Origin of the sequence: Paraburkholderia bannensis (assembly GCF_014200455.1) — a bacterium.
Taxonomy (GTDB): Bacteria; Pseudomonadota; Gammaproteobacteria; order Burkholderiales; family Burkholderiaceae; genus Paraburkholderia; species Paraburkholderia bannensis_A.
The window spans coordinates 77,629-100,137 of the sequence record NZ_JACHBW010000023.1; the positions used below are offsets into that span (position 1 = coordinate 77,629).

Below are 22,509 nucleotides of genomic sequence, written 5' to 3' on the forward strand. Positions count from 1 at the left end.
GCAGGTCAAGAGGCAGCCGCCGCCACCTCTTGATCTGTTTATTGAAAGGCCAGTCCGCAACATCAGCGGACCGGCGAAGAAGGGCCGGTATCGCCTGGGCAAAGTACCCATGGACCGACCCTCAGACCACTGGAGATCAGGAGCGCTCGTTCCAGGTATCTTTGTGGATGATGTTGCCGTCCTTGTACGACCAGGTGATCGTCTCGTAGCGCAGCTCGACTTCTTCGAGGTGGTTGTGCTTCTCGTAGTCGGGGATCTTGATGTCGAGCATCTTCGGACGCACTGCTACGACCTTCACGTTATCGAGTTTCGTGTTGAAGTATTCCTTCTCCTTGCCCGCGTCGTCGATCTTGTACCACCTGATCTCGGCCGACTTCAGCGTCTGGCCGCTGGTGACGGCCTTGTACAGATAAGGCGTCGACGCATCGGTTTCCTTGATCAGCGTGATCGGCGCGTGCACGCGCGTACCCGTCAGCTTGCCCGTGTTGCCATCGGTTGGAATGTGCAGGCTGTGATCGAATGCCGTGATTTCGATGCTGCCTTCGCGACCCTGAACCGTGACCGAACCCTTGATGTCCGCGCCACCATCGTCTTTGAGCCACATGTATGACGGAATTGCCATTTTTCACTTCCTCTTCTTGCTGCGACAATCGCCCGGCGTCATCCGCCGGGCTACACAATCCCGAAGCCCTTGCTTCGGGGACTAAAACGCGTCATCTGTCTGATCGGGCTGCGCCTGATGCGGGGGCGGCCTGCGTGGTTGCGGTTTGCGCATCCGGGACGAGCGTGATCTCCACGCGGCGATTTTTTGCCCGCCCGGCTTCCGTGGTGTTGTCCGCAAGCGCACGGGTATCGCCATAGCCCTGGATCGCAAACTGCGTGGCCACCAGCCCGGATGCCTCGATGAGCCAGTTCCGCACGGCTTCGGCGCGTGCCGTTGAGAGCTTCAGATTGCTGACTGGGTCGCCCATGTTGTCGGTATGGCCTGCCACGAGGATCCGCTTGCCCGGATGCGCCTTGATCATTTCGAGCGCGCTCACCATCACGCGGGTCGAGCCGTCTTTGAGTTGCGCCTTGCCGCTGTCGAAGAGCGACATGCTGTCGAGCGTCACAATCTGGGGAGGCGGCGGTGGCGGCTGATACGAGGCAATCGCCTCGTTGAGCGGCGGGATGAGCCTGGCGCCGCGATACAGACCGAACGAGAGGGGCAAGGGCGTGCCGGTGCGTGCGAAACGTTGAAGTTCATTGCGGTCGGCGACCAGCGCCTGCAGCGCGTCGCGCTTCGCCGCGTCGTGACTGGCCGGGATGACCAGGTAGCGGCCCAGATCCGCGCCGATGCGTGCAAGCAGCGTCTGGTTGTGCTGAGTCGAGAAGAGGCAGGCGGCGGCCGCCGCACAGGCCACTAACACCAGCGCGTGGGCGAGCGCGAGCACACGCGGTGACATCCAGAACCGGCGGGGCATCGCCCGGATCAGTGGCTGCGGGAGGGGCCATGGCATGGGTGAGGCCGCCGCGGGCACGCGCGACACTTCGGTGTGCCGCTGTACATCGCTTTCCCATGGACGGCCGGGCCCACACGCTGGTCCGCAGTCGATCCAGCCGACGCCATACAGTGCCCAGGGTGCAGCGGGTTGCCGCGCGTCAACGAGTGCGTGAATCACGACGCGCTGCGTCCAGCCCATGATGGATGCCAGGGCGGCGGCGCGCGTCGCCGGCGCGCTGCTGTCCGTCACGCGGGCGGCTTCATTGTCCGCAGCGCGCATCACGGTCTCGAAATGTCGCGTATCCAGCCCCAGGGTGGCAGACGACACTCCATACCACTGTGGTGTGGGAGCATCCGCCGACGGTACGGCGCTGTGCTCCTGGACAAGCGCCTGCGCGAAACTCCGCAGTCCGCCCGACACCAGGCGCTGATAGACCGCGACATAGCCGGGAAGGGGGCGTGAGCCCAGCACGCGAGCTGCGTCCGCCGTGGCCTGCCGCACCACGCGCAGCGACTGCGAGAGCGTGTCCTCGTCCGTATATCGGGCGGGGGAGACCGCCAGCACGATACCGTCGGGCGCCCGCCCATCGCGCCACTGCCTGATCGCCGTCGCAATGCGCGGCAGATCCTGGGGGCGGTCCACGCGCAGCCAGATCGCGCCCTGCCCGACATACGCAAAGCGCGCTCCGTTGTGGCGGTCGAACAGTGCGGGCAGATCGTCGCCGGTGACCAGCACGAGAGGCATACGGGTACGCAGGCGCAGCGGAATGTCGGCAGTCGCCTCACCCAGTGCGGCCAGTACATGCGCGTAATCCCGGCGCGCCACCGTGACTAGCCGCGTACGCCAGACCATCAACGCTGATCCGGCGATCAGGATGACCATGGTCAGCGCAGCGGCCAGTCCGATCGGCAATTGGCTCACCAGCCAGATGACGGCGAGTGCCAGCGCGATGGCAAACACAACCATTGCGCGCAGGGGATACCCCAGCCCATCATGGCCCGTCGCCGGTGTCGTTGTGTTTGCGGCCGTCAGCATCGACAGATCCGATCTCATGGCCGAACGCCTCCAGTCTCGACCTTCGCCGGGATGATCTGCGCGAGCTGCGTATCCAGCATCCTGCTTCCCATCGACCAGACGGTCAGTACAACCAGGAACCCGATTGCCACGGAGATCCACGGTGCAAACTGGCGGAGTTTCCCGGCAAGCCGCAACCCGGCCGCATCGGTCACGAATGGTTCGTCCACGGTGGTGCGAAGCGTCTGTAGTCGCGTATCGAGTGCCGCAATCAGGGCCGCACGTTTGGTCTCTCCCTCGCGGGCATAACGGCCCATGAATCCCATGCTGAGAATCGCGGCATAACACTCAAGCAGTCCGGCATCCGGCGATTGATCGTGCAGATGCATTTCGATGGCGTCAATGACTCGCCTGCCCGCATCATGGATGGAGAAGCGTTCGACCTGCATTGGATGCAGCTCCCACGCAGTCCGTGCGTCTTCGGGCAGATTACGCAGCGCCACTTCGTCGAGCAAGCCGCACTGGGCGAGCAGCGCTTCGTGCCGGACGTCCTCAGGGTAGTTCTCCCGTGCGACTGCATCCGCGAACTGTGCGACGAGCTGTGTGCAGCGCTCGCGAAACCGTGCGGCATTTTCGACGGTTCCCCCAGCGCTCAAAGAGGTCACAAGCAGCGCGGTATCGTGCAGCAGATCGCGCATGCTGACGTCGTCGGGGCGTGTCATCCCGGAGACGGGGTTTGTGGGTGGGCGCGTATTGCGGCCCAAGGTCAATGTGATCATGCCCGCCAATGTCCGGTGCAAATTCGGGTTATTTTTTCTGTTGCGCCGGAGATTCTATATGGCCCTTTTCGACTAGGTGTAGTGAATTATCTGACGTCATATCGGATTGGTCATTAAAAATCCTTTATATCAAAATAATGATTTAATTTTAATTACGCATTGCGCATTAACCTCGTCGTGTCTGTTGAGGTTAGTCAATAATTTTTCACTGAATGTTAGGGGTTGTGCGTTATATGACGCGTTTTTTCGCTTAAGTGAGTTGCTAAGTGTGGTTGTTGAGTTAAAAGAAATATCCGGAAATTGTGCGTTGTAGCAAAGAAATAAATTAGAGATAAGGATCGTGTAAATTCAAGATTATATTTTTATCGTTCTCTGCGCGAAGGCTTTGACGGAGTGCCGGTAAACCTGTTTAATAGGGGCCGCCAATAGGGTCGCATGAATGAAATCCGGTCACTGAGCGCAATCTGGATGAGCATCCGCGGCGGTGCGTATGCGGAATGCTTTTCTGTCGCCGCGTTTCATTTTTTGCGGAGAGTGTGAACGTTATTTGTAAGGATAACTGATGGACAGCTTCCAGAGAGAAATTCCTAAAAGTCGTGTCTCAATAACACTCGATCTGCACACGGGCGGAGCGCAGAAAAAGGTTGAACTGCCGCTCAAGCTGCTGGTTGCGGGCGACTTCAGCGCAGGCCGTGAGCAGGCGCCGCTCGCTGAGCGCAGGAAGGTCAATATCGACAAGAACAATTTCGATTCGGTGCTCGCGGACTACGCGCCGGACCTGAAGTTCGCGGCGGAGAACACGCTGGCCGCCGACGGCTCGGAACTGTCGGTGAACCTTTCGTTCCGATCGATGAAGGACTTCGAGCCGGAACAGGTGGCCCGCCAGATTCCGGAACTCCAGGCGCTGCTCGCGATGCGCAATCTTCTGCGCGACCTGAAATCTAACCTGCTCGATAACGCCACGTTCCGTCGCGAGTTCGAGAAGGTCCTGAAAGACAGGCGTCTATCCGACAAGCTGCGCGGCGAACTGGCGCAACTGGCGACGGCGGCCACGCAGCCTGAAGGCCATGCCTGAACGGCGTTGGCCAAAGATGGTTTTCACTGCATTTCGTCACCAGACAGCGTTACAGAATCCGACAGGAATCCCGATGAAACAGAATGAATCCCGCCAGGGCAAAGCTGAGACAGTCGTGCTCGACGCCCCCGACAGCGTGTATGCATCGCTGTGCAGCAAGATCAATTTCAAGCCCGTCGCCCAGGCGCGGCCGATGGAGGCGTTTCGGGACAGCGACACGCTTTCCGAAGCTTCCGCCGATGAGCGCATCGCGCGCGGCATGGGCGCCTTCCTTGAACTGGTCGCAAAGTCGAGTCAGCCGGTCGAGCGTCTGGACAAGTCACTGCTCGATTTTCATATCGGCCAGCTTGACCGCCAGATCAGCCGTCAGCTCGACGCGGTGATGCACGCAAAGGCCTTCCAGGCATTGGAAGGCCGTTGGCGCGGCCTCAGGATGCTGGTTTCCAAGACCGACTTCCGCCGCAATGCGCGCATCGAGGTGCTCGATGTATCGAAGGAATCGCTGCAACGCGATTTTGAGGATACGCCTGAACTCATCCAGAGCGGTCTGTATCGCCTCACGTACATCGAGGAATACGACACGCCAGGTGGCCAGCCGGTTAGCGCGATGATCAGCGATTTCGAGTTCGAGAATTCGCCGATGGATATCGCCCTGCTGCGCAACATCTCGAAGGTGGCGGCGGCCGCCCACATGCCGTTCATCGGCTCGGTGGGCGCGGCGTTCTTCGGCAAGCAGTCGATGGAGGAAGTGGCGGCGATCCAGGATATCGGCAATTACTTCGACCGCGCCGAGTACATCAAGTGGAAGAGTTTCCGTGACACGGACGATGCGCGCTATGTGGGCCTGACGATGCCGCGCGTGCTCGGCCGTCTGCCATACGGTAAGGACACGGTGCCGGTACGGGCCTTCAATTATGAAGAAGCGGTGACGGGCCCGGATCACGACAAATACTGCTGGGTGAACGCTTCGTTCGCGTTTGCGGCCAATATGAGCCGCAGCTTCGTCAATAACGGATGGTGCGTCCAGATCCGGGGGCCGCAGGCGGGCGGCAAGGTCGAAGATCTGCCAGTCCATCTGTACGACCTCGGCACCGGTACCCAGGCGAAGATCCCGACCGAAGTGCTGATCGCCGAGACGCGCGAGTTCGAATTCGCGAACCTGGGCTTCATTCCGCTCTCGTTTTACAAGAACCACGATTTCGCGTGCTTCTTCTCGGCAAGCTCCGCACAGAAGCCCGCCCTCTACGAGACCAAAGAAGCCACCGCCAACAGCCGTATCAACGCACGCTTGCCGTACATTTTCCTGCTCTCGCGTATCGCGCACTACCTGAAGATGATCCAGCGCGAGAATATCGGCACGACAAAGGATCGGCGTCTACTCGAACTTGAACTGAATAACTGGATCAAGGGGCTCGTCACCGAGATGAAGGATCCGGGTGATGAGCTGCAGGCTTCGCACCCGCTGCGCGAAGCGAAGGTGACCGTCGAGGACATCGAGGACAACCCGGGCTTCTTCCGCATTAAGCTCTTCATCATTCCGCACTTCCAGGTTGAAGGCATGGATATCGGCCTGTCGCTGGTGTCGCAGATGCCCAAAGCCAAGAGCTGACCGAATGTTGTCGATGTGAACGGCGCCGGGGCAGGCTAAGGCCCCGGCGTTATCTTTTCTTCTGCCTGTTTGTCTGTTGGGGATTCATTGATGCTTTCCGGCCTGCTTAGAACCCTGTTTCCGTCGCGAGATGTGGAGCAGCTCACCCGCTCGCGTCTCGACACCTGGGGCAACTGGTTAGAGCCGTTGCCTGGCGATCATGGCGTGGGACGCGACCCAGGTTACGAGGACGCTTTCTTTGTGCTGAAGGATGAGGCCACCCGGCTTTCGGGCATCGACGACGCACTGATCGTGCAATCATGCGAACAGTTGCTCAAGGAAACCGGCAAAGATCTGCGGCTGGCCGGATACTATGCCGGCGCGCGACTGAGGCAGGATGGTGCAGCAGGTTTTGCGGACGGGCTGGAACTGGCTGCTGCGCTCGTCGAACGGTTCGGGGAAGCCGTCTTGCCCGTGCGCGCCGAGGCCAAGAAGGGTGCGCTGGACATGCTGTCCACGGCGCGCATGGTCGAGTTGCTCGACAGAAGCAGAGAGGCTGCATCGCCGGAGCGCGAGCGCGCGCTCGCGCGCTCACTGGCTGCGCTCGATGTACTGGTGACGCAGACAGCCACATGGGCAGAGGCCGCGCGTCCGAACCTGCAATCCCTGATCTCGCGGTTCGATCGGCGGGATGAACCCACCGGTGAAGCCGACACTGCGCAGGCAACGCCATCCCCCTCAACGGGCGCGAGTACATCCGGCGCGATTGCTTCGACACGCGATCTGCTGGAACAGACACGCACGATGGCCAAGTGGCTGCGTGACCAGGAACAGGGCTATCTGCCATCGGTGCGGCTTGTGCGCTGCATACGCTGGGATACCCTGCACGAAGTGCCGCCCGCAGACGCCGCCTCGCATACGCGGCTCGCTGGCCCCCGTCCCGAACTGCGCGCGCAGATGAAGCGCCTCGTGCTGCAGAAGCAGTGGAACGAACTGCTTGAGCGGGTCGAAGGCGCGTTCATGGAGGGCGTCAATCACCTATGGTTCGATCTCCAGTACTTCCAGCATGTGGCGCTTGACCACGCGGGAGCGCCGTACAACGCGTGGCGCGAGCTGCTGCGTGCGGACTTCGCGCTTTTCCTCGAACGCTTACCCGGCATCGAGCGGCTGTCGTTCAATGACGGTACGCCGTTCGCGGACGATACGTCGCTGGAGTGGATTGCGCGACACGCGGTCGTGCGAGATATCGAGGCCGGGGAGGCCTTGGCGCCGTTGCCCGTCTCGGCAGACAGCCAGGAGGGTGGTGCTGGAGATTGGCCCGAGATTGAGGCGCAGGCGCGGGATCTCACAGCACGCGATGGCATCGAGGCGGCCTTTGCGTGGCTCGAAGGCCTGCCCGGCATGAAGACTGAGCGGCATCGGTTCTTGCAGCGTTTTGTGATGGCGCGTCTCGCACAGAGCGCCGAGCGTGCCGATACGGCGATGGCGCTGCTGCTGGAACTGGATGCGGCTGCGGTATCGCTACCGCTCGTGCGCTGGGACCCGGCACTGGTGTTCGAGATCAAGCTACAGCTATTCAAGGCATTGAAGGCCGCGAGCAACCGCAAGGACGCGGACAAGCCCGGGATCGCGCGGCGGATGGCCGCGCTGCAGGGCGAGATGACGGTGCTGGACCCAACACGTATGCTTTCGCTGGACCAGTGACGGGGTGCCGATTGGCATCTGCTCCTGTACATGCCTGGCCGGCCGCTGAGCTACTGGATTTCGCCGGTTACCCATCAGCGGCATTGTCCGACCGTGTCTACTCGTCGTAGAACCCGGAACGGGCGATCACGCGGTTCTCCCCTCGCGGACATTGGCAGGCCACGATGTCATTGTCTTTCACGGCAGCGGCATTACCCGTCAATCCCCAATTTAGTGCCGACCCCAGCATCGGGCCATTGTGCCCGCAGCGCGCGCACGAGGCGAGTCCCCGGTCTTTCGCGAGAGCGCCGTTCTCGTCGGAGAAGTTCTCATCACCGTCGAGCACCATGCCTCCGGTGGTCGTCATATTGCCCTTGACTGCCAGCATCGTTGCCATGCTATATCTCGCTGATGGGGTGAAAGGAAGTCAATACCGGTCGAGTGCGGCTTGCCGCATCTTCAGTCGCGTCCTGCCGTCTGGCGTAAATACAGTGTCGAACCGCACGAGCCCTTCATGGCGCAAATGGCAGGCCAGCGTAAAGTTGACCGTCATGCCGGGCTCCGGCGTTGTCACCTCGATCTCGACCGCCTTCAGGCGCGGCTCATACTTGAGCAAGGTCGATTCAATGGCGTTGCGCAGTCTGTGCGTCGATGAAGGCAGATGGCGGTAGATTTCCGACAGGTCGTCGAGCCCGAAGTCCGGGAGGTGGACAAGCGAGCCGCGCCGGCTGTTCAGGATCCGTTCGACGTTGTCCCGTACCGAAAGAAAGGTCTGCTCTTCAACGGGGAAATCGTTCACGATCGAGCCATCGGCAAAATGCCCCGTGATCCGCTCGAAAAGTCCGGGTCCTGTACGCATACGTTCCTCACTGCGCCATGCCGGCGATCGACGACAGCAGCCAGCGGTCGATGGCGAACCAGACAAGTCCCGCGGCCACGCACGCCATGAGGACCAAAGCGAGCGGCGACAGGGGACGTCTTCGCCAACGCGACGGGTTCACCACAATCGGGGCCGACAGATCTGGCTTGGTTGTGCCGACGCTTGTACCTGTGCCAGCGCCCATGGCCCGTGCAAGACGCTCGTCTATCGCGCGGATGAGCCTGGTGCGCGCATCAGCCTCGTTCGCTGCATAGCGCCCCTTGAATCCGAGGCTCAGAATGGCTGCAAAGATGCCCAGCAGGGGCAGGACGGGCCTGGGCTCCCGCAGGCGCTGGCCGATGCGCCGCAGCAGTTCCTCGCCGGCATCATTGCGGCCAAACATCTTCACCTGAAGGGGTTCGCGTTCCCAAGCATCGCGCGCTTCTTCGCCTAGTCCGTTGAGTGCTGCCTCGTCGAGCAGGGCGCATTGCGCATACAGCGCATCATCGATCACGTCGCGTGGATGGCCGCGTCGCCGCAGTTCTTCACGCAGCGCGGCGACCTGCTCATCGCATCGCTTTCGCAGATCGCTGAGCAACGGCGGGTTGACATCGCGCAGTTCCACGACGATACGCGCCGTATCGCGCAAGGCAACGGGCAGCAGGTCCTGCACGGGTCGGGTCGCGGCGATCGTCATGACGGCAACACCGCGTAGAGCTCAAGCTCGGCTTCGGGAATCGATGCCGGCAGATAGATCTGGCACGTTCGGGCGCTGATCATCCGCGCAAACGCGGGGTCCGTGCTGTCAACGGCGAAGTACTGGTTCTCGATGCGCACGGGAATGGCGGCCGGCAGACGCGATACAGGGCGCAACGGGATGCCGGCGAGCGCTGAGTTGACAACCTGCTCGACCTCGTCCGGCGCCCCCATCTTGCACAGTCTCGGCAACTGGTCGAGCAGCGCGTGAGCCGGCATCGACGCGCGCACCGACAGGTAGTAGTCCGTATCCTCGGTAAGTCGCTCGTCGTTGATCTGGCCGCGCCACATCGAGGTGCGCAGCCGCTCAAGCGTGATGGGCACGACCCGCGAAGGAATCACGGCATCCAGCAGTGCGCGGATCAGGGATTCCAGCTCCTCGAATACCGGTTCCGGCGCTCGATGGTCATAAGCGGGAATGGCCTGTAGCGTCTCTGTTGTCGAGAACGTAAGGAGCGACCCGGCCAGCCGCGCGAGCACAGCGTAAAGCCGTTCGGGATGCTGATCGGGCGCCTGGGCAAGACGCGCCAGTTCCGGCCACGTGCTGTTCACCGAATGCAGCAACCAGAAGAGCGCAACGTCGGACACCGCATAGTCCGCGATCTGGTCCGAGCGCTCCTTGCGGCGCACCGCAAGACTCGCGCTCTTTGCCGTCAGGATTTCGGACAGGCGCCGCACGCGTTGCGTGAGCCGCGTGCTGGCCGAAAGGAGAAGACAGGGCGGCACAAACGTTTCATCCTGCTCGAAGCGGCCCTGCGGCGTACGCACGAGACGCGCCACCGGGCACGTAATGTAGTCGTCCGGCTTCTCGAAGTCGAACAGCAGCGCCACGATCTGACGCTCGACGCTGATCTCTTCCTTTCCCTCGCCATTGATATCGGCGACATGGAGGTATTCGCGCGTCACGCGCCGGGGCCGCGCGTGCTTCTCGCCGGGCTCCACGCAGTTGCTGCCCTTGGGATCGACGAGGGCCACCCCGGCCAGCACCGTTACCGCATCGACACCGCCAGGAACGTCGGCCAGACTGCGCGCGCCCGGCAGCCAGTCGGCGGTCTCGCTGTCGATCAGCGTGCCATCGCGCAGCCGTGCCGTGAGTCTGGTGAGTTGCAAACGGTCAACGGCGAGCGCCTTTGCATCCAGTGCAACAGCGCAGACGCCCCAGGCATCGGGGCTGGCGATGCGGGCAATCTGGTCATTGGCAAATTGTTCCCACAGCGCCTGCTGCTGGAAGTGCTGCGGCGTCATGAAAATGCCGCGCGCCCAAAGGGGTTTCGTGATTTCCATCGTGGATAAGGATTCAGGTAAGGGGGGCGGGCAGGTCCCGTTTTTTGGCCTTGGGCATCTGTGACATGAGCGACAGGCTCACATCCATGCCCTCGATCTGGAAGTGCGGAACAACGTAGAGCGCGACGCGAAAAAAGCCGGGATTGTCTTCAATGTCGTGCACCTCGACACGGGCTTCTCGCAAGGGATGGGAAGCCTGCAGTTCATCGCCTGCATCCTTCATTTCCGTAACGAGTTCCTTGACCCAGTTGTTGAGTTCGAGTTCAAGCAGGCGCCGGTCTTTGGTCGTACCGATATTCTCGCGCTGGATCATCTTCAGGTAGTGCGCGATACGCGAGAGCAGGAAAATGTACGGCAGGCGTGCATTGATACGGCTATTGGCTGAAGCGTCCGGTGTGTCGTAGACCGTGGGTTTCTGCGTCGAATGCGCGGAGTAGAAGCAGGCGTAGTCATGATTGCTGGTGTACGAAAGCGCGATCAGCCCGAGCCCGGCGAATTCGAATTCACGGGTTTCGGGAATCAGTGCGTCGGTCGCGATCTTGCCCAGCCCCCCTGTATCGAGGTCGTAGAGATGGACCGGCAGATCTGGAATCAGGCCACCGGCCCTCGGGCCCCGGATCTGAAGACACCATCCGTTGCGAACGAAACTTCTCACCAGGTTCACGGCGAAGGCAAATGCTGCGTTCGCCCACACGAACGCGCGACTTCCGTCACTACGGACATCCTCGACGTAGTTGAAAGCCCGTACGGGGGAGGTGTCGGCTCCGTACGGAAGGCGCGCGAGGAAGCGGGGCAGCGTTAGCCCGACATAGCGTGCGTCCTCCGTTTCCCGGAATGCCTTCCATTTGAGATACGTTGCGCGCTCGAAATAACCGGGCAGATCGCGTATTCCCGCCACTTCCTCCATCGACGTCCGACCAAAGAACTCTGGCGAAACAGCGCCAATAAAGGGCATGTGCGCCGCAGCCGCGACCTTGGACAGACTGCGCAACAGCGCAATGTCCGGCGCACCCGCATCGAACGCGTAGTTCGCAATGATCGCCGCAAAAGGATAGGCGCCTGGCGTGTCGTATTCCTGGGTGTAGGTCTGGATGAAGAGGCCGCTCTGCGTCAGATCAGGAGCATCCTCAAAGTCCTGGCGCAATGTTTCCTTCGAAGCGTCAAGCACCTCGATCTGCACCCGGCTGCGAAAGTCCGTCCGCTCCACCAGAAACTGTAGCCCACGCCATCCCGATTCGAGCGTCTGGAACGTGGGGTGATGCAGGACGGCGTCGACCTGGCTGCCGAGCATGCGGTCGAGGGTAGCGAGGTCGTGATCGATGTGTAGCGTGTTCACGCGCATATGCTCATGCGCAAACACGCCAGGATTCGTGGCCTGAATGTCTCGCGGAGTATTGTTTTGGGCGCTTGCGCTCATGGTTCCATGTCTTATCTGTCCCGGCTTTGCTTAGCCAGCGATATTTATCACGGCGTCTGTCTCATAATCATATTCGAGCATCAAGAATGTTCATGTTATGACGGGCCGCAACAAATATCGCCGGGCGGAATTTGCAATGCTTCAAGCGGAGTACGAGTCGGCATAATTTTTCCTCTAAATAGCCGTTGTGTCCGCATTTAAGTATGAATTTGTCTTCTTCATGATGATTCATATCGCGGTTAAGATGCAGTGATAATCAGATTGAGAGTAGATATGGCAAGTCTGTCTGACGCGAGCAGGGCAGTTCGTAAACAGTCCGACGCGTACGCCTGGCCGCAAGGATATTTTCTCGATGTGCCGGGATTAGATAGCGCGGCGTAGTTGTCCGTCGTGTCGTTCGAGGCTGTTGAGAAAATGGGCGAGCCTGATGTCGTCACCTTTGAGGTAACCCAACCGCAGCGTTTCGCACGCGCGGACTAGCTGAACCACGACTCGTCCTTCAGATCGGTCCCGGACGACGGCTTGCCAAGAATATTTTCGCCTCCATCCAGCACGCGACCACCCGCTGTCGGGAGATCTCCTTTCAATGCCATCATCTTTGTCGTCTGGATTTTGCTCCTGGTTTGCCGGCAAGACGTCCCGTATCAGTCCGGCGCGCTGTGTTCTTCGATTGGCGTGAATCGCGGATTACCGGGCTGCAGGCGACGTGCCGCTGAGTTACCCCAGCCCCACTGGATTTAGGGGTTTCTAGCACGTAGCCCATCTCAAAACCAGCGCGAAATGCAGGCGGTTACGGCGATTTGATCGAAGGTAACGCGACCTCATTAAAAGCTCCCCGACCCCTTCACTGCGGGGTATGCCGCAGTGTACCTTCCATCCAGCGATACATGGGTGCCGTGCATGCTGGCTAATCAATTCATTGCGCATGGCCTGAGAAAGCATTACTGGTCCGGTTGGGAGATGTTGCACAATGGCAGGCTTGTATGATGAAGAAAAGCAGTCCTTATCAAGCCTGACGGCAATCCCGGGTCGCCAGGCGTACTTTCTCGATGTGCCGGGGACGGAAAGCGCTGCCGCGTTGTCGGTCGTGTCGTTTTCCGCCACCGAAAAGATGGGCGAGCCAAACGTAACCACCATCGAACTGACCCATCCGCAGCAGCTTGCACGCACCGAATATCTTAATCGCGATGCGATATTCAGAATCGTTTCTGACGATGGTGTAACGAGAGCGTTTTCGGGCTATATCGAGCGATTTTCCACCGTGCAGACCACGAAAGACTACACCAAATACCAGGTGGTCCTGAAGTCTCACTTCGCACGTCTGCAGGCCGGCACCAACACCCAGGTTTTCCAGCATCTCACGATCCCGCAGATTATCCAGAAGATCCTGCGTACGCACGGCATTCGCGAACACCAGATGCTGTTCCGGCTGCGTGGCAGCTATCCGAAAGTGCTGTGGCGCTTCCAGTACCAGATGTCGGACTTCGACTATGTGCATATGCTCATGGAGAAGAGCGGCATCTACTGCTACATCGTCGAGACCGAATACGGCGACCAGATCGTCTTTGGCGACGATATTGATCATTATATCTACGACCCGCGGTTGATCGTCCCGTACCGCGAGGCGTCCGGGCTTGAAGCAGGTGGGATCGAGGCCGTCACGACGTTAAAGACCCACACCGAGATTGTGTCGCAGTCAGTTCAGGTCGCTGACTACAACCCCGAGTCTTCCTGGGAACGATACAGAGATCAGGCGAATGTTGCGCCTCAGGACCCAACGACTTACGGCCAGCCGTACATTTACGGGACTGGCCACCTCGATCAGCAAGGTGCCAGGTGGCAGGCGCAACTCCGCCATGAGGCAGCGCTGGCCCGCCAGGTGATCTACGAAGGCGAGAGCAACATCGTCGCGCTGCAGTGCGCGCGCGTGCTCGAAACCGATATCGTGTTGCCCGATGCGCCGCAGGGGCAGATGATCACCGAAATCACCCACAGCGGTGCGCGTGAAAAGGCTTATTCCAACAGCTACAAGGCCATCCCTGCCGACCGGCGCTTCCGCTTGCAGTTCGAACCCGGGAAGTGGGCCAAAATCGCCGGCACGCTTAGCGCACGCGTGTGCAGCCCGGATAAATACACCTATGCTTATTTAAACGCCGCGGGCTATTACGTCGTCCGCCTCGATGCTGATTTTGGTGACTGGCCAAAGGGTGGCGAGAGTGTGCCGCTGCGGCTGGCGAAACCCTTCGCAGGCAAGTTGCAGACCGGCATGCACTTCGTCGCGCTGGATAACGACGAGGCCAAGATTACCTTCCGGGACGGTGACCCGGATAAGCCTGAAATTAGTGGCTTCCATCACCATTCGCAGGCGCGCGACCTGGTGACGAGCGACCGGCGCTGGCTGTCCCGCAACATGATCCGAACGCAGAGCAACAACAAGCTGCGCATGGAGGATTGGGAGGGACAGGAGGGGATCAAACTTAGCACCGAACACTCGGGAAAATCGCAACTGAATCTCGGCTATCTGGTGAACCAGAAGCTTGAGTACAGGGGCGAGGGTTTTGAGCTTCGGACTTCGGGATACGGTGCGATTCGATCAGGAAAGGGCTTGCTGATCACGACCAGCGATCGTTCGAATGCACAGGGCAGGCAATTGGACATGCAGGAGCTAATGCAGCAGCTCCAGGCGGCCAGTACGCTGACGGAGCGTCTCGCACAATGTGCCGAGAAAGCCCAGGCAGAAGCCGCAGACGTCAAGGCCATGAACGATGTGCTGCAATCCCAGATTAAAGATTTGCAGCAAGCGGTGATGTTGCTGTCTTCAGCTTCCAGTATTGCAGCCGCAACGCCAGAGTCAATTCTGCAAAGTGCCGGGCGTAATCTCGCCTTCGTCGCAGGGCAAAACGCGGACGTTGGTGCACAGGGCAAGATCACGATGACAGCCGGAGAGCTGATCAGCCTGTTTGCGCAACAAATGGGTATCCAGTTGATTGCGGGTCATGGCAAGGTGGATCTGCAGGCTCAGAATGATGCGATGTCGCTGACCGCGCTTAAGGATGTCTCAATCGCCAGCGTTGACGGGCGGCTGGTTCTCTCTGCGGCGAAGGAAGTGTGGATTGGGGCCGATGGCTCTTACATTCGTATCAGCGGTAGCCGCATTGAGAACGTTACTTCCGGGGACATCCTCGAGAAGTGCGCGGTATGGGACAAACCCGGTGCCTCATCTGGCAAGGCCGCAGCAGCACTACCTCAGTCTGACGCCGTGTTGTGCGCGTTGAGGGCTGAACAGGCGAACGCAGGCCACGGTGCTTTGATGGGAGGGGCTTAGTATGTCCACCTCTCACGATCGAAGCGGGAATATTGCAGCGGCGCGCTTGAGGTACGTATTGATTGACGCTGCGCGGGCCGACAGTTCGTATTGGAGCGATCTGACTTATCTGCCAATCGTTCCAGAGCGTTTTCGCGCCCAGCCAGAACTGTTCCCAATCCTCGTTGACATTCACGCGTTGGGCGCAGAGGGACATACGAAAATCCTGCAAAGAGCCGCATCTTCAGAGCAGCAGGACGGCGTGCAGTATATCCACGCGTTCCTCGACGCCGCGACTGAACCCTCGGCGCTAGCGGCCCATCTGATTCGACGTATGTCTGTCAGACGTCCTGATGGCGTGGAGGACGTTCTGCGCTTTTATGATCCATTTGTGTTCCGGCATTTGCGTTGGCTTTTGGACGTCCATCAATTGGACGGCCTGCTCGGCCCGGTGAGTCAATGGTACTGGCCTGAGCCTGATGGCATGTGGCATTCGCAATTGCGCGTGTCGGACCACGCGAGCCTGCGTCCTTTGCGATTGACACCTGAGCAATGGCCCACGCTGTTGAGAATGGCGGATCTCAATGTGGCGCTCCGGAAGCTCTCGCATCTTGGTTTCATGCAACAGCATGATACAAGCACTGCCCAGCAGATCGACAGGCTCCTGGCGGAGGCGTGGGGGGGGCACGGCATGAGTGATCGGCAGGACCGGCTGCTCTTCGCCATACAGGCAAGTTATTACCACCGCCATATTCATAAGCATCCCGTGCTCCAGAGTCGCTTGAATCAGGCAGCGACGGGAGCCATGACATTCGTTACGGCTTGCGCCGATCTCGACGATCCCAAAATGCGCCAGTTGGCAGAAGAACTCGAACAAATTCACGCAAACCAGTAAATCATGAACGCTACTGCTTCTCAAATGCCGCAGCAGAATTGCCCGTTTTGCGACAAGCACGGTTTGCCCATTCTGCCGGTGCGTTACACCATCGCCCGGGCCGACAAGGGCAACGCGCCGGCGCTTGCCGCTCCCTTTGGTGCCGACGTGACATCTATCGACCTGCCGGCCAAAATTGCGCGCTACACAATGCGCCTGCTGCGACCCGGTTACCTGTATGTGTTTGATGAGAAACGCAATGAGTGGCGCGGGTACATTGTCAACACGCAGAGCTATCTTTACGCCTTTGACATCCATGCCAAGGTATCGGGTGTTGTTGGTGAAAAGGAGTTCAACAACGCCTGCAAGGCAAAGAACGATCCGTACCTTGCTCGCTGCATTACGGTAACGGACGCAGCAAATGCGACCCGTGTCTGGCTTGGATTCAGTGACACCATGTGGACTCCGGCGGTGCTCCAGAGGCGTGGTTGACGCGGGCACTGATGCTTAATCATGAGCCCCTGATCAAGGCGTGGACTGACGCGGCGCGCGAACAGGCCACAACGTCAGCATTGCCGTGGAAGGATCTGATTGAGAAGTTTCACGACAAGTTCAAGGACGTGATAGTCGAAGGAAGTGAGCACCACCTCGAAAAGCCCTTGGCGGACGCCGTGGCGCGGTGCGTCTACCAGCTAACTGGCGCTGGTGTCCAGACCCTGAGCAAGGCAATAGACCAGGGGCTGACTGCGGTTGGCGAAAAAATACCCCTAGGCAAAAGTAAATGGTTGATGGGTGTCGTGGGTTGGGTTGCGCACGTTGGCAATCCCAACTTGGTTGTCGTGGACCTCCGTGGCCAGTTAAGCCGCAAAGATGCCGCACGTATGCTGGCGGGCATGCTGGCGGCTATGTCAGGAGATGACGCGCAAAAGTTTCGCAGCGGCGCGCGAGCGGCGCTGGACAAACTGGCGGATGCTGAGGGCACACTTCACCCGTATCACGGCGTGATGCTGGTGGATCAGGCGAAGGCCAAGGAACTGGCGGGATTGTCGGGGTCGGCGCGCCAGACCGCGATGGCAGGGCTGCTTACGCCAGCCCAGTTCGACGAAATCATGGAGACCAGCGCAGGCAAGCTCGCCAACATGGATTTCAAGTCGGGAGTCGCGCAGTTATTTTTTTCGTCGCTCACGCTTCGCAGCGCCTACCAGGACATGATGAAGGCGGCGCCTGCGGACGCGATGGCTAAGGGAATCAATTTCGCGGCCGGGGTGGTGGGGCTGGTTGGGACAATGGGGCAGGCTGCGGGGGCCTTGTTAAGCAAGGCAGAGTGGGGCGCAGCGAAGACTGCGAGGCAGTTCAAGTTCATGGCGATCGAATTGGAGACGCGGGCGGGCTGGTTTATTGGAGTGGGCAAGTTGATGGGGGTGCTTGGGGGCGTGGTCGCGGGGGTGCTGGTGATCATTGATGGCTGGAAGATGAAGGGAAATCATCCTGTTCTTGGCTATTTGAATATCACGCTTGGCATTTCTTCTGTGATTGCCGCGTGCCTGATGCTATTTGTGGGAATTGCCGGCATCGCATTTTTGGTGGGACTGGTTATCATGGCCCTCATGACTGTTATTGCGTGGTTGACACCGAACGCGTTGCAGGACTGGCTGGCGAAGTCACTGTACTTTGGCAAGGGTGGTGATGGGCCTTTTGATGGCCCGGTTGCGCAGACTGTTGAATTGCAGGCACTCGCAAAAGGAAGCTAATTATGTACAACGGCTGGATGCGTCCATTTGCGGTGAACCGCATCTTGTTACCAGAAGAGCGCAAAGAGGCATTGCGGCGCGAGGCTCAGGCGGAGGTAGAGCCTGGGCAACACATGGGTTTGATTCGCCTAAACTCGACCTATATCGACTGGATTGATCGACGGTTTCGTTTTCGCGGGATGCTAAACACGTCAATCGCAACATTGGGCGGACTATTTGTTGTGGGTTTAGGACTCTTCGTGTTCGGGGACTCGATACTCTTCGATTGGACGTACAGCGACTGGTTGCTTCGTGTGTGCCTCAGTTTCGGAGTCTGTTTGTTTGCATTTGGATCAAGTTATGTTCTCTATTACACCGCACTCCGCTACGACTACCACACCTATACCCACTATCCCATCCGCTTCAATCGCAAAACGCGCATGGTGCATGTATTCCGGCACAACGGGCCGGATGGCGTGCTGAGTGTGCCGTGGGAGTCGGTGTATTTCCACCTTGGTCACGGTAGCGGCATGCCATTCCTTCGCGACATCCGAGGCGAAGTGATGGAGGGCGACACGGTAAAAGATACGTTCGCGCTCGGCCACGCGATGGAAAGCGAAACGCCGGTCCGTGAGATGTGGGAGTTCATCCGCCGCTATATGGATCAAGGTCCGGAGGCGGTAGCCGATAGCCCAATGGCGAAGTACATAGCACTGTCGGTCACACCAACGCTAAAGAACTGCATGCTGTTCGCGGTGAGTTTCACCAACGCGACAACGCCATTCAAGCGGGCGCTACTTTCGCCATTTATCGTGCTGTTCACGCTGACACGCTGGGTGGTGTTTCGCACCAGCCAGGAGCCGGTATTTCCGGCTGAGGTGGAGATGACCTGCGAGGTTGCGCTGAACGATCCGAATGTCTGGCCGGTTCCGGAATCGACGGGGCAGTTTGCTGCCGAAATTCCAGGCGTGATGAAGTATGCGGAGGCGAAGGCAAGACGCAGTTGGGAGCGAGAGCGTCAGAAGGAGCTTGAGAGTGCGCGCACGTCGAAGTCGGTGGAGGAGATGGCGCGCGAACTCGAACGCAAGGCGACGAGGAGAACCTTGGGAAAGAGGTCATCGCGGCGATGAACGCGTCGCTTCTTTTAGCAAACCTGATCCAGGAACGTGAAAATGAATAAGCTGATCCGGTTGGGTGATGATACCGATCATGGCGGCAAGGTGATCAGTGCATCCGAAACTATGCGCTATGAGGGACGCTTTGTTGCGCGTAAGGGTGACGAAGTTTCCTGCCCGAAGCATCCCGACGTGCGTCCGAATCGCATCATCGAAGGCGACGAGTCGATGAATGACAATGGCATCCCCGTCGCTCGGCAGGGGCATCGCGCAATGTGCGGATGCCGCCTGATTTCGAGTCTGATCTAGCGGGACGATATGCCTGTCGAATTGCCGTATCCGCAGCGGGAAACCGCTGCGCCTAAAGCGCCCAGGCCGATTATCTGGTTGATGATTTTTCTGATCATCCTGGCGATTGGCATGATCACGATGTTGCTTACCTGGCCCAAAGACCAGCCCACTTACACTCCCTGGTTCTGGGTACGTCTGCTGTTGCTTCCAGCGCTCGCTGGAAGCTTGGCGTTTGGATTTCGTCAGCTTTACTACGAACAGGAATCGAAGCGTTATGAAGCAAAAAATATGCAATTGGCAGCCGATCGTGCGGAGGCGATTCAGTTTGCCCGGGAGCCGCTTTCCATCGTTAGCAGTGCGTATCTGAGTGCATTAGGCGGCTCCGATGTCGCAATCGAAATTGCAAAAAAAGCGCAAGCTTTGCAGTCGCAGAAGTCCGCGGTCGGGAGCGCGGTCGTCCGTCATACCCGTTTGGAGCGCATCGGCAACCTGTCCGAGGGCGATCGGTACGAGGCCTGTTTTGTGGAGCTGCTGGAGAGGATGGACGAGACGCTGAGCGTTCTTCCAGAACGGGTTCCGCTGGAGGTCTATCTTCAGATTCCCCACGATGCGGACTGGGATGACATACAAGCGCAGTGGAGTTGTTGCTGGAGCGAGTTCGGATATCGGCCGGTAGAAGCCGCGCCGCTTTCGAACGAAGAGGGCGTGATGGCTCTAGACGCGTGGCTCGATATTGAGGGTGGGCCTGCGCTGGAAAAATTCGCTCTTTTCGTCGCGGTGCAACTCGATAGCAGCCCACGGCCTAATGGCGCAGAAGCTGCGACGGCGCTGCTGTTTGGCTGGGCCCCGCTGGTAATGCGCAAGGGGCTGACGTCGAAGGCTTTCCTGCATCGTCCAGTTGATGCTCGCGACGATACTGTTCGCGATGCGCTGGAGCGCGCTTTGATATGGGGCGACGCCGAAGCGGGGCAGGTTCATGACCTCTGGCAGGCGGGGCTTGAGCGTGCGGATAAGGCAGCGCTGCTCGACGCGTCATCTGATCTGGAATCGGGTGTTTCCGAGGGGGAAGGATTCCCAGGAGTTCACGACATTGATGTGGCCATTGGTGATGCGGGCATTGATGCTGCATGGCTTGCAATCGCACTGGCTGCCGAACACGCTGTGCTTACGGCGAAGTCGCAAGTCATGGCAAGCAGGGAGCGCAGTCTGCGGCTGGCCGTCATACAGCCCGCAGGTGTCTCACAGGAAGCTAAACAATAATGAGTGAGTCAAAGCTAAAGCTTTCGGGCTATTGGATCGTCGTCGTGACGCTAACGACGTTCGTCGCGGTGCTGGCCTGGTTTCAGGGGGAGAAGTTTCACCCGTCGCCCGTGTTCAGGGTAGTTGTTGTGCTGCTGATCGGAGCGGCTATTTTGCTCGCGCGTGGGCTTATCACCTCTTCATGGCAATGGAGCGCGAGCCTGGCTGCCCGGAAAGTGGGGCGCCGCTATGTTCGCGCTTCGTCTGCCCGTGCTGGTGCGACAGGAGCAGACCGAGCCGCAATCCGGCGAAACTGGGCCGCGGGGCTGAAAGCGTCACTGCGCAATCGCATGGGATGGCGATGGTGCTATGGCATGCCATGGTTGCTGGTGGCGGGAGATGACTCGACGATTTCGCGATTGATGCCCGAACTGGGCGAACAGGGTTGGCTCATCACTGACCAAGCCGTGCTGCTGTGGGGCGGAGCGGGCACGGACGGCCGCCTCGACGAAGGTTGGCTGCGCCAGATCCGGGGATTGCGTTACCGTCGCCCGCTGGACGCTATCGTACTGACGATCGACGCTACTACGCCGCTTCAGGGATCGGGAAGGGGCACCGGGTCCTGGGCGATGAGCATTGCGCGCATTACTGACGTGCTGCGCTGGTCCGCACCGATCTACGTGCTGGACGTTGACGGAAACGATGCCGTTCATGCTGAAGGCGTCCCAGTTGCTGGTTGCGAGTTTACTCGACCTGCGTATACGGCGGACGCCCGATCTGTTTGGGCCGCGCTATTGTCACTACGTGACCGCCTCGCTGATGAGAGTGTTTGGCGCTTAAGCCGCGACGACAACGACCGGCAGGCCGCCGACCTCTCCGCGCGGCTTGATACGCGCAGCGAGCCGCTTGCGCAATGGCTGGCGGGCCTGTCCGCATGGCAGCGCCGGCCCTTGCCTGTCGCGGGAGCTTTTTTCACTGCGTGGCCGCTCGCAAACGCTTCCAGCGCCAGTAGCGTGCAGGGCGGCGACCGGCCGCTGTGGCGCTATCTTGCGGAGGCCTCGAAGCATACGTCCGGCCGTCGCACCTGGACCCACCCGGTCACGGTGCTCTCCACGGTTGCCCTGGTCCTCATCGGTATCTGGAGTGCTGGCATGCTCATCTCCGGCATGAACAACGCGCACGAGGTCATGCTGACCAGAGAGTCGCTGCAGGCGCTCCACCGCGCGAACGACACTCCCGGCCGTCTGCGCGCACTACTCGCTCTCCAGCAACGCATCGCGCTGCACGAAGCCCGTGTGCAGGAACACACACCGCTGCTGACGCGCTTCGGCCTGAACCACGACCGCGCGATACTCAGCGCACTGTGGACGCCTTACGCGCGTGCCGCAAAGCCTCTGCTCATCTCCCCCGTCCAGCAGGACATCGAAGGCCAGCTCGTCGATCTTGGCCAGATGTCGACGGCGCAGGTCGATACCCAGAGCAGCCAGGTAGCACAGGACGGCCAGCAGGCGCTCAAGACCTACCTCATGCTGGCCGATCCGCAGCGCGCCGATTCCACCTTCATGACGCCCCAGCTCGGGCAGCACTGGAATCCCGATACCGGCCTGCGAGCCGGCGAGAAACTCGACCTGTCCGCGCAACTGCTGGGTTTCTGGGCGCAGCATTTCCCCGCGCATCCCGACTGGCGCATCCAGCCGCGTGAAGATCTCGTGGGCAACGCGCGCCAGACGCTGCTTGCGATCATCGGCGTGAGGAATTCCGAGGACACGATCTACCAGGGCATTCTCGACTCGGTCGGCCACAAGTACCCTGACCAGACCCTCGCGTCGCTGACCGCGGGCACGGACACGCGTGGGCTCTTCGCGACCTCAGCGACGGTGCCGGGCGTCTTTACGCGCCAGGCGTGGGAAGGCTCCATCGACGCCGCGATCGATGACGCAGCGAAACACAATGGCGTCGAAGGCAACTGGGTGCTCGGCAACTCCGCTAACTCCGTTAACTCCGGCAGCTCGCAGGC

19 protein-coding genes are annotated in these 22,509 nt (G+C 59.9%); 11 read left to right on the top strand and 8 right to left on the bottom strand.

Features of this window, described 5'->3' with window-relative positions; translation table 11 throughout:
- Positions 1–136: 136 nt before the first annotated feature.
- The 3 genes from F4827_RS29720 to F4827_RS29730 all read right to left on the bottom strand — a co-directional run bounded on the left by F4827_RS29720 (position 137) and on the right by F4827_RS29730 (position 3,277).
- On the bottom strand, positions 137–622 hold the full coding sequence (locus F4827_RS29720) for an Hcp family type VI secretion system effector (RefSeq protein ID WP_183731010.1): 486 nt from the start codon (positions 620–622) through the stop codon (positions 137–139).
- A gap of 91 nt (positions 623–713) precedes the next feature.
- Complete coding sequence (locus F4827_RS29725) at positions 714–2,537, bottom strand: OmpA family protein (RefSeq protein WP_183731013.1); 1,824 nt, start codon at positions 2,535–2,537, stop codon at positions 714–716.
- On the bottom strand, positions 2,534–3,277 hold the full coding sequence (locus F4827_RS29730; RefSeq protein WP_260175482.1) for a DotU family type IV/VI secretion system protein: 744 nt from the start codon (positions 3,275–3,277) through the stop codon (positions 2,534–2,536). Before F4827_RS29730 ends, F4827_RS29725 begins: the two co-directional genes overlap by 4 nt.
- Positions 3,278–3,839: 562 nt before the next feature.
- Between F4827_RS29730 and tssB the strand changes: the two genes are divergently transcribed.
- From tssB to tssA, 3 genes are all read left to right on the top strand, one after another.
- Positions 3,840–4,352 carry a type VI secretion system contractile sheath small subunit gene (gene tssB / locus F4827_RS29735; protein WP_183731017.1) on the top strand — a complete coding sequence of 171 codons (513 nt, stop codon included), beginning with the start codon at positions 3,840–3,842 and terminating at the stop codon, positions 4,350–4,352.
- A gap of 73 nt (positions 4,353–4,425) precedes the next feature.
- Entirely contained in the window at positions 4,426–5,961 is a 1,536-nt protein-coding gene (tssC, locus tag F4827_RS29740; protein ID WP_183731021.1) for a type VI secretion system contractile sheath large subunit, read from the top strand.
- Positions 5,962–6,051: 90 nt separating this feature from the next.
- Positions 6,052–7,644 carry a type VI secretion system protein TssA gene (gene tssA, locus F4827_RS29745; protein WP_183731025.1) on the top strand — a complete coding sequence of 531 codons (1,593 nt, stop codon included), beginning with the start codon at positions 6,052–6,054 and terminating at the stop codon, positions 7,642–7,644.
- Positions 7,645–7,741: 97 nt separating this feature from the next.
- On the opposite strand, the gene F4827_RS29750 is transcribed toward tssA, so the two are convergent.
- Genes F4827_RS29750 through tssC (F4827_RS29770) form a run of 5 tightly spaced genes read right to left on the bottom strand, consistent with a single transcriptional unit; the run spans position 7,742 to position 11,864 of the window.
- Positions 7,742–8,020 carry a PAAR domain-containing protein gene (locus F4827_RS29750; RefSeq protein ID WP_183731028.1) on the bottom strand — a complete coding sequence of 93 codons (279 nt, stop codon included), beginning with the start codon at positions 8,018–8,020 and terminating at the stop codon, positions 7,742–7,744.
- A 30-nt stretch (positions 8,021–8,050) separates the two neighbouring features.
- Complete coding sequence (gene tssE / locus F4827_RS29755; RefSeq protein WP_183731031.1) at positions 8,051–8,482, bottom strand: type VI secretion system baseplate subunit TssE; 432 nt, start codon at positions 8,480–8,482, stop codon at positions 8,051–8,053.
- Between the two features lie 7 nt (positions 8,483–8,489).
- Positions 8,490–9,179, bottom strand: a complete 690-nt coding sequence (locus F4827_RS29760) for a DotU/TssL family secretion system protein (RefSeq protein WP_183731034.1) — start codon at positions 9,177–9,179, stop codon at positions 8,490–8,492.
- Complete coding sequence (tssK, locus tag F4827_RS29765) at positions 9,176–10,522, bottom strand: type VI secretion system baseplate subunit TssK (RefSeq protein ID WP_183731037.1); 1,347 nt, start codon at positions 10,520–10,522, stop codon at positions 9,176–9,178. The genes F4827_RS29760 and tssK overlap by 4 nt, the downstream gene beginning before the upstream one ends.
- Before the next feature lie 13 nt (positions 10,523–10,535).
- Complete coding sequence (tssC, locus tag F4827_RS29770; RefSeq protein ID WP_260175484.1) at positions 10,536–11,864, bottom strand: type VI secretion system contractile sheath large subunit; 1,329 nt, start codon at positions 11,862–11,864, stop codon at positions 10,536–10,538.
- Between the two features lie 1,045 nt (positions 11,865–12,909).
- Here tssC (F4827_RS29770) and F4827_RS29775 point away from each other — a divergent pair.
- From F4827_RS29775 to F4827_RS29810, 8 genes are all read left to right on the top strand, one after another.
- The gene (locus F4827_RS29775) at positions 12,910–15,264 is read left to right on the top strand and encodes a type VI secretion system Vgr family protein (RefSeq protein WP_183731043.1); all 2,355 of its coding nucleotides are present in this window, start codon (positions 12,910–12,912) and stop codon (positions 15,262–15,264) included.
- 1 nt (position 15,265) lies between these two features.
- On the top strand, positions 15,266–16,138 hold the full coding sequence (locus tag F4827_RS29780; RefSeq protein ID WP_183731046.1) for a DUF4123 domain-containing protein: 873 nt from the start codon (positions 15,266–15,268) through the stop codon (positions 16,136–16,138).
- 3 nt (positions 16,139–16,141) lie between these two features.
- Complete coding sequence (locus tag F4827_RS29785; RefSeq protein WP_183731049.1) at positions 16,142–16,609, top strand: toxin VasX; 468 nt, start codon at positions 16,142–16,144, stop codon at positions 16,607–16,609.
- Positions 16,606–17,868 (top strand): hypothetical protein, encoded by a 1,263-nt coding sequence (locus F4827_RS29790; protein WP_221303863.1) that lies wholly within the window; start codon positions 16,606–16,608, stop codon positions 17,866–17,868. The genes F4827_RS29785 and F4827_RS29790 overlap by 4 nt, the downstream gene beginning before the upstream one ends.
- Positions 17,869–17,870: 2 nt before the next feature.
- The gene (locus tag F4827_RS29795) at positions 17,871–18,977 is read left to right on the top strand and encodes a DUF6708 domain-containing protein (protein WP_183731055.1); all 1,107 of its coding nucleotides are present in this window, start codon (positions 17,871–17,873) and stop codon (positions 18,975–18,977) included.
- A 42-nt stretch (positions 18,978–19,019) separates the two neighbouring features.
- The gene (locus F4827_RS29800) at positions 19,020–19,271 is read left to right on the top strand and encodes a PAAR domain-containing protein (protein ID WP_183731058.1); all 252 of its coding nucleotides are present in this window, start codon (positions 19,020–19,022) and stop codon (positions 19,269–19,271) included.
- 9 nt (positions 19,272–19,280) lie between these two features.
- A complete protein-coding gene (locus F4827_RS29805; protein ID WP_183731061.1) occupies positions 19,281–20,513 on the top strand; it encodes a hypothetical protein in 1,233 nt (410 codons plus the stop codon).
- The coding region (locus F4827_RS29810) for an ImcF-related family protein (RefSeq protein WP_221303864.1) at positions 20,513–22,509 on the top strand (1,997 nt) is incomplete at its 3' end. The genes F4827_RS29805 and F4827_RS29810, both read left to right, overlap by 1 nt.

What these genes read in the sequence shown, in the direction of transcription:
- F4827_RS29720 (WP_183731010.1), bottom strand. Translation starts at nt 622, where the DNA reads ATGGCAATTCCGTCATACATGTGGCTCAAAGACGATGGTGGCGCGGAC.
- F4827_RS29725 (WP_183731013.1), bottom strand. Translation starts at nt 2,537, where the DNA reads ATGAGATCGGATCTGTCGATGCTGACGGCCGCAAACACAACGACACCG.
- F4827_RS29730 (WP_260175482.1), bottom strand. Translation starts at nt 3,277, where the DNA reads ATGATCACATTGACCTTGGGCCGCAATACGCGCCCACCCACAAACCCC.
- tssB (WP_183731017.1), top strand. Translation starts at nt 3,840, where the DNA reads ATGGACAGCTTCCAGAGAGAAATTCCTAAAAGTCGTGTCTCAATAACA.
- tssC (WP_183731021.1), top strand. Translation starts at nt 4,426, where the DNA reads ATGAAACAGAATGAATCCCGCCAGGGCAAAGCTGAGACAGTCGTGCTC.
- tssA (WP_183731025.1), top strand. Translation starts at nt 6,052, where the DNA reads ATGCTTTCCGGCCTGCTTAGAACCCTGTTTCCGTCGCGAGATGTGGAG.
- F4827_RS29750 (WP_183731028.1), bottom strand. Translation starts at nt 8,020, where the DNA reads ATGGCAACGATGCTGGCAGTCAAGGGCAATATGACGACCACCGGAGGC.
- tssE (WP_183731031.1), bottom strand. Translation starts at nt 8,482, where the DNA reads ATGCGTACAGGACCCGGACTTTTCGAGCGGATCACGGGGCATTTTGCC.
- F4827_RS29760 (WP_183731034.1), bottom strand. Translation starts at nt 9,179, where the DNA reads ATGACGATCGCCGCGACCCGACCCGTGCAGGACCTGCTGCCCGTTGCC.
- tssK (WP_183731037.1), bottom strand. Translation starts at nt 10,522, where the DNA reads ATGGAAATCACGAAACCCCTTTGGGCGCGCGGCATTTTCATGACGCCG.
- tssC (WP_260175484.1), bottom strand. Translation starts at nt 11,864, where the DNA reads ATGCGCGTGAACACGCTACACATCGATCACGACCTCGCTACCCTCGAC.
- F4827_RS29775 (WP_183731043.1), top strand. Translation starts at nt 12,910, where the DNA reads ATGGCAGGCTTGTATGATGAAGAAAAGCAGTCCTTATCAAGCCTGACG.
- F4827_RS29780 (WP_183731046.1), top strand. Translation starts at nt 15,266, where the DNA reads ATGTCCACCTCTCACGATCGAAGCGGGAATATTGCAGCGGCGCGCTTG.
- F4827_RS29785 (WP_183731049.1), top strand. Translation starts at nt 16,142, where the DNA reads ATGAACGCTACTGCTTCTCAAATGCCGCAGCAGAATTGCCCGTTTTGC.
- F4827_RS29795 (WP_183731055.1), top strand. Translation starts at nt 17,871, where the DNA reads ATGTACAACGGCTGGATGCGTCCATTTGCGGTGAACCGCATCTTGTTA.
- F4827_RS29800 (WP_183731058.1), top strand. Translation starts at nt 19,020, where the DNA reads ATGAATAAGCTGATCCGGTTGGGTGATGATACCGATCATGGCGGCAAG.
- F4827_RS29805 (WP_183731061.1), top strand. Translation starts at nt 19,281, where the DNA reads ATGCCTGTCGAATTGCCGTATCCGCAGCGGGAAACCGCTGCGCCTAAA.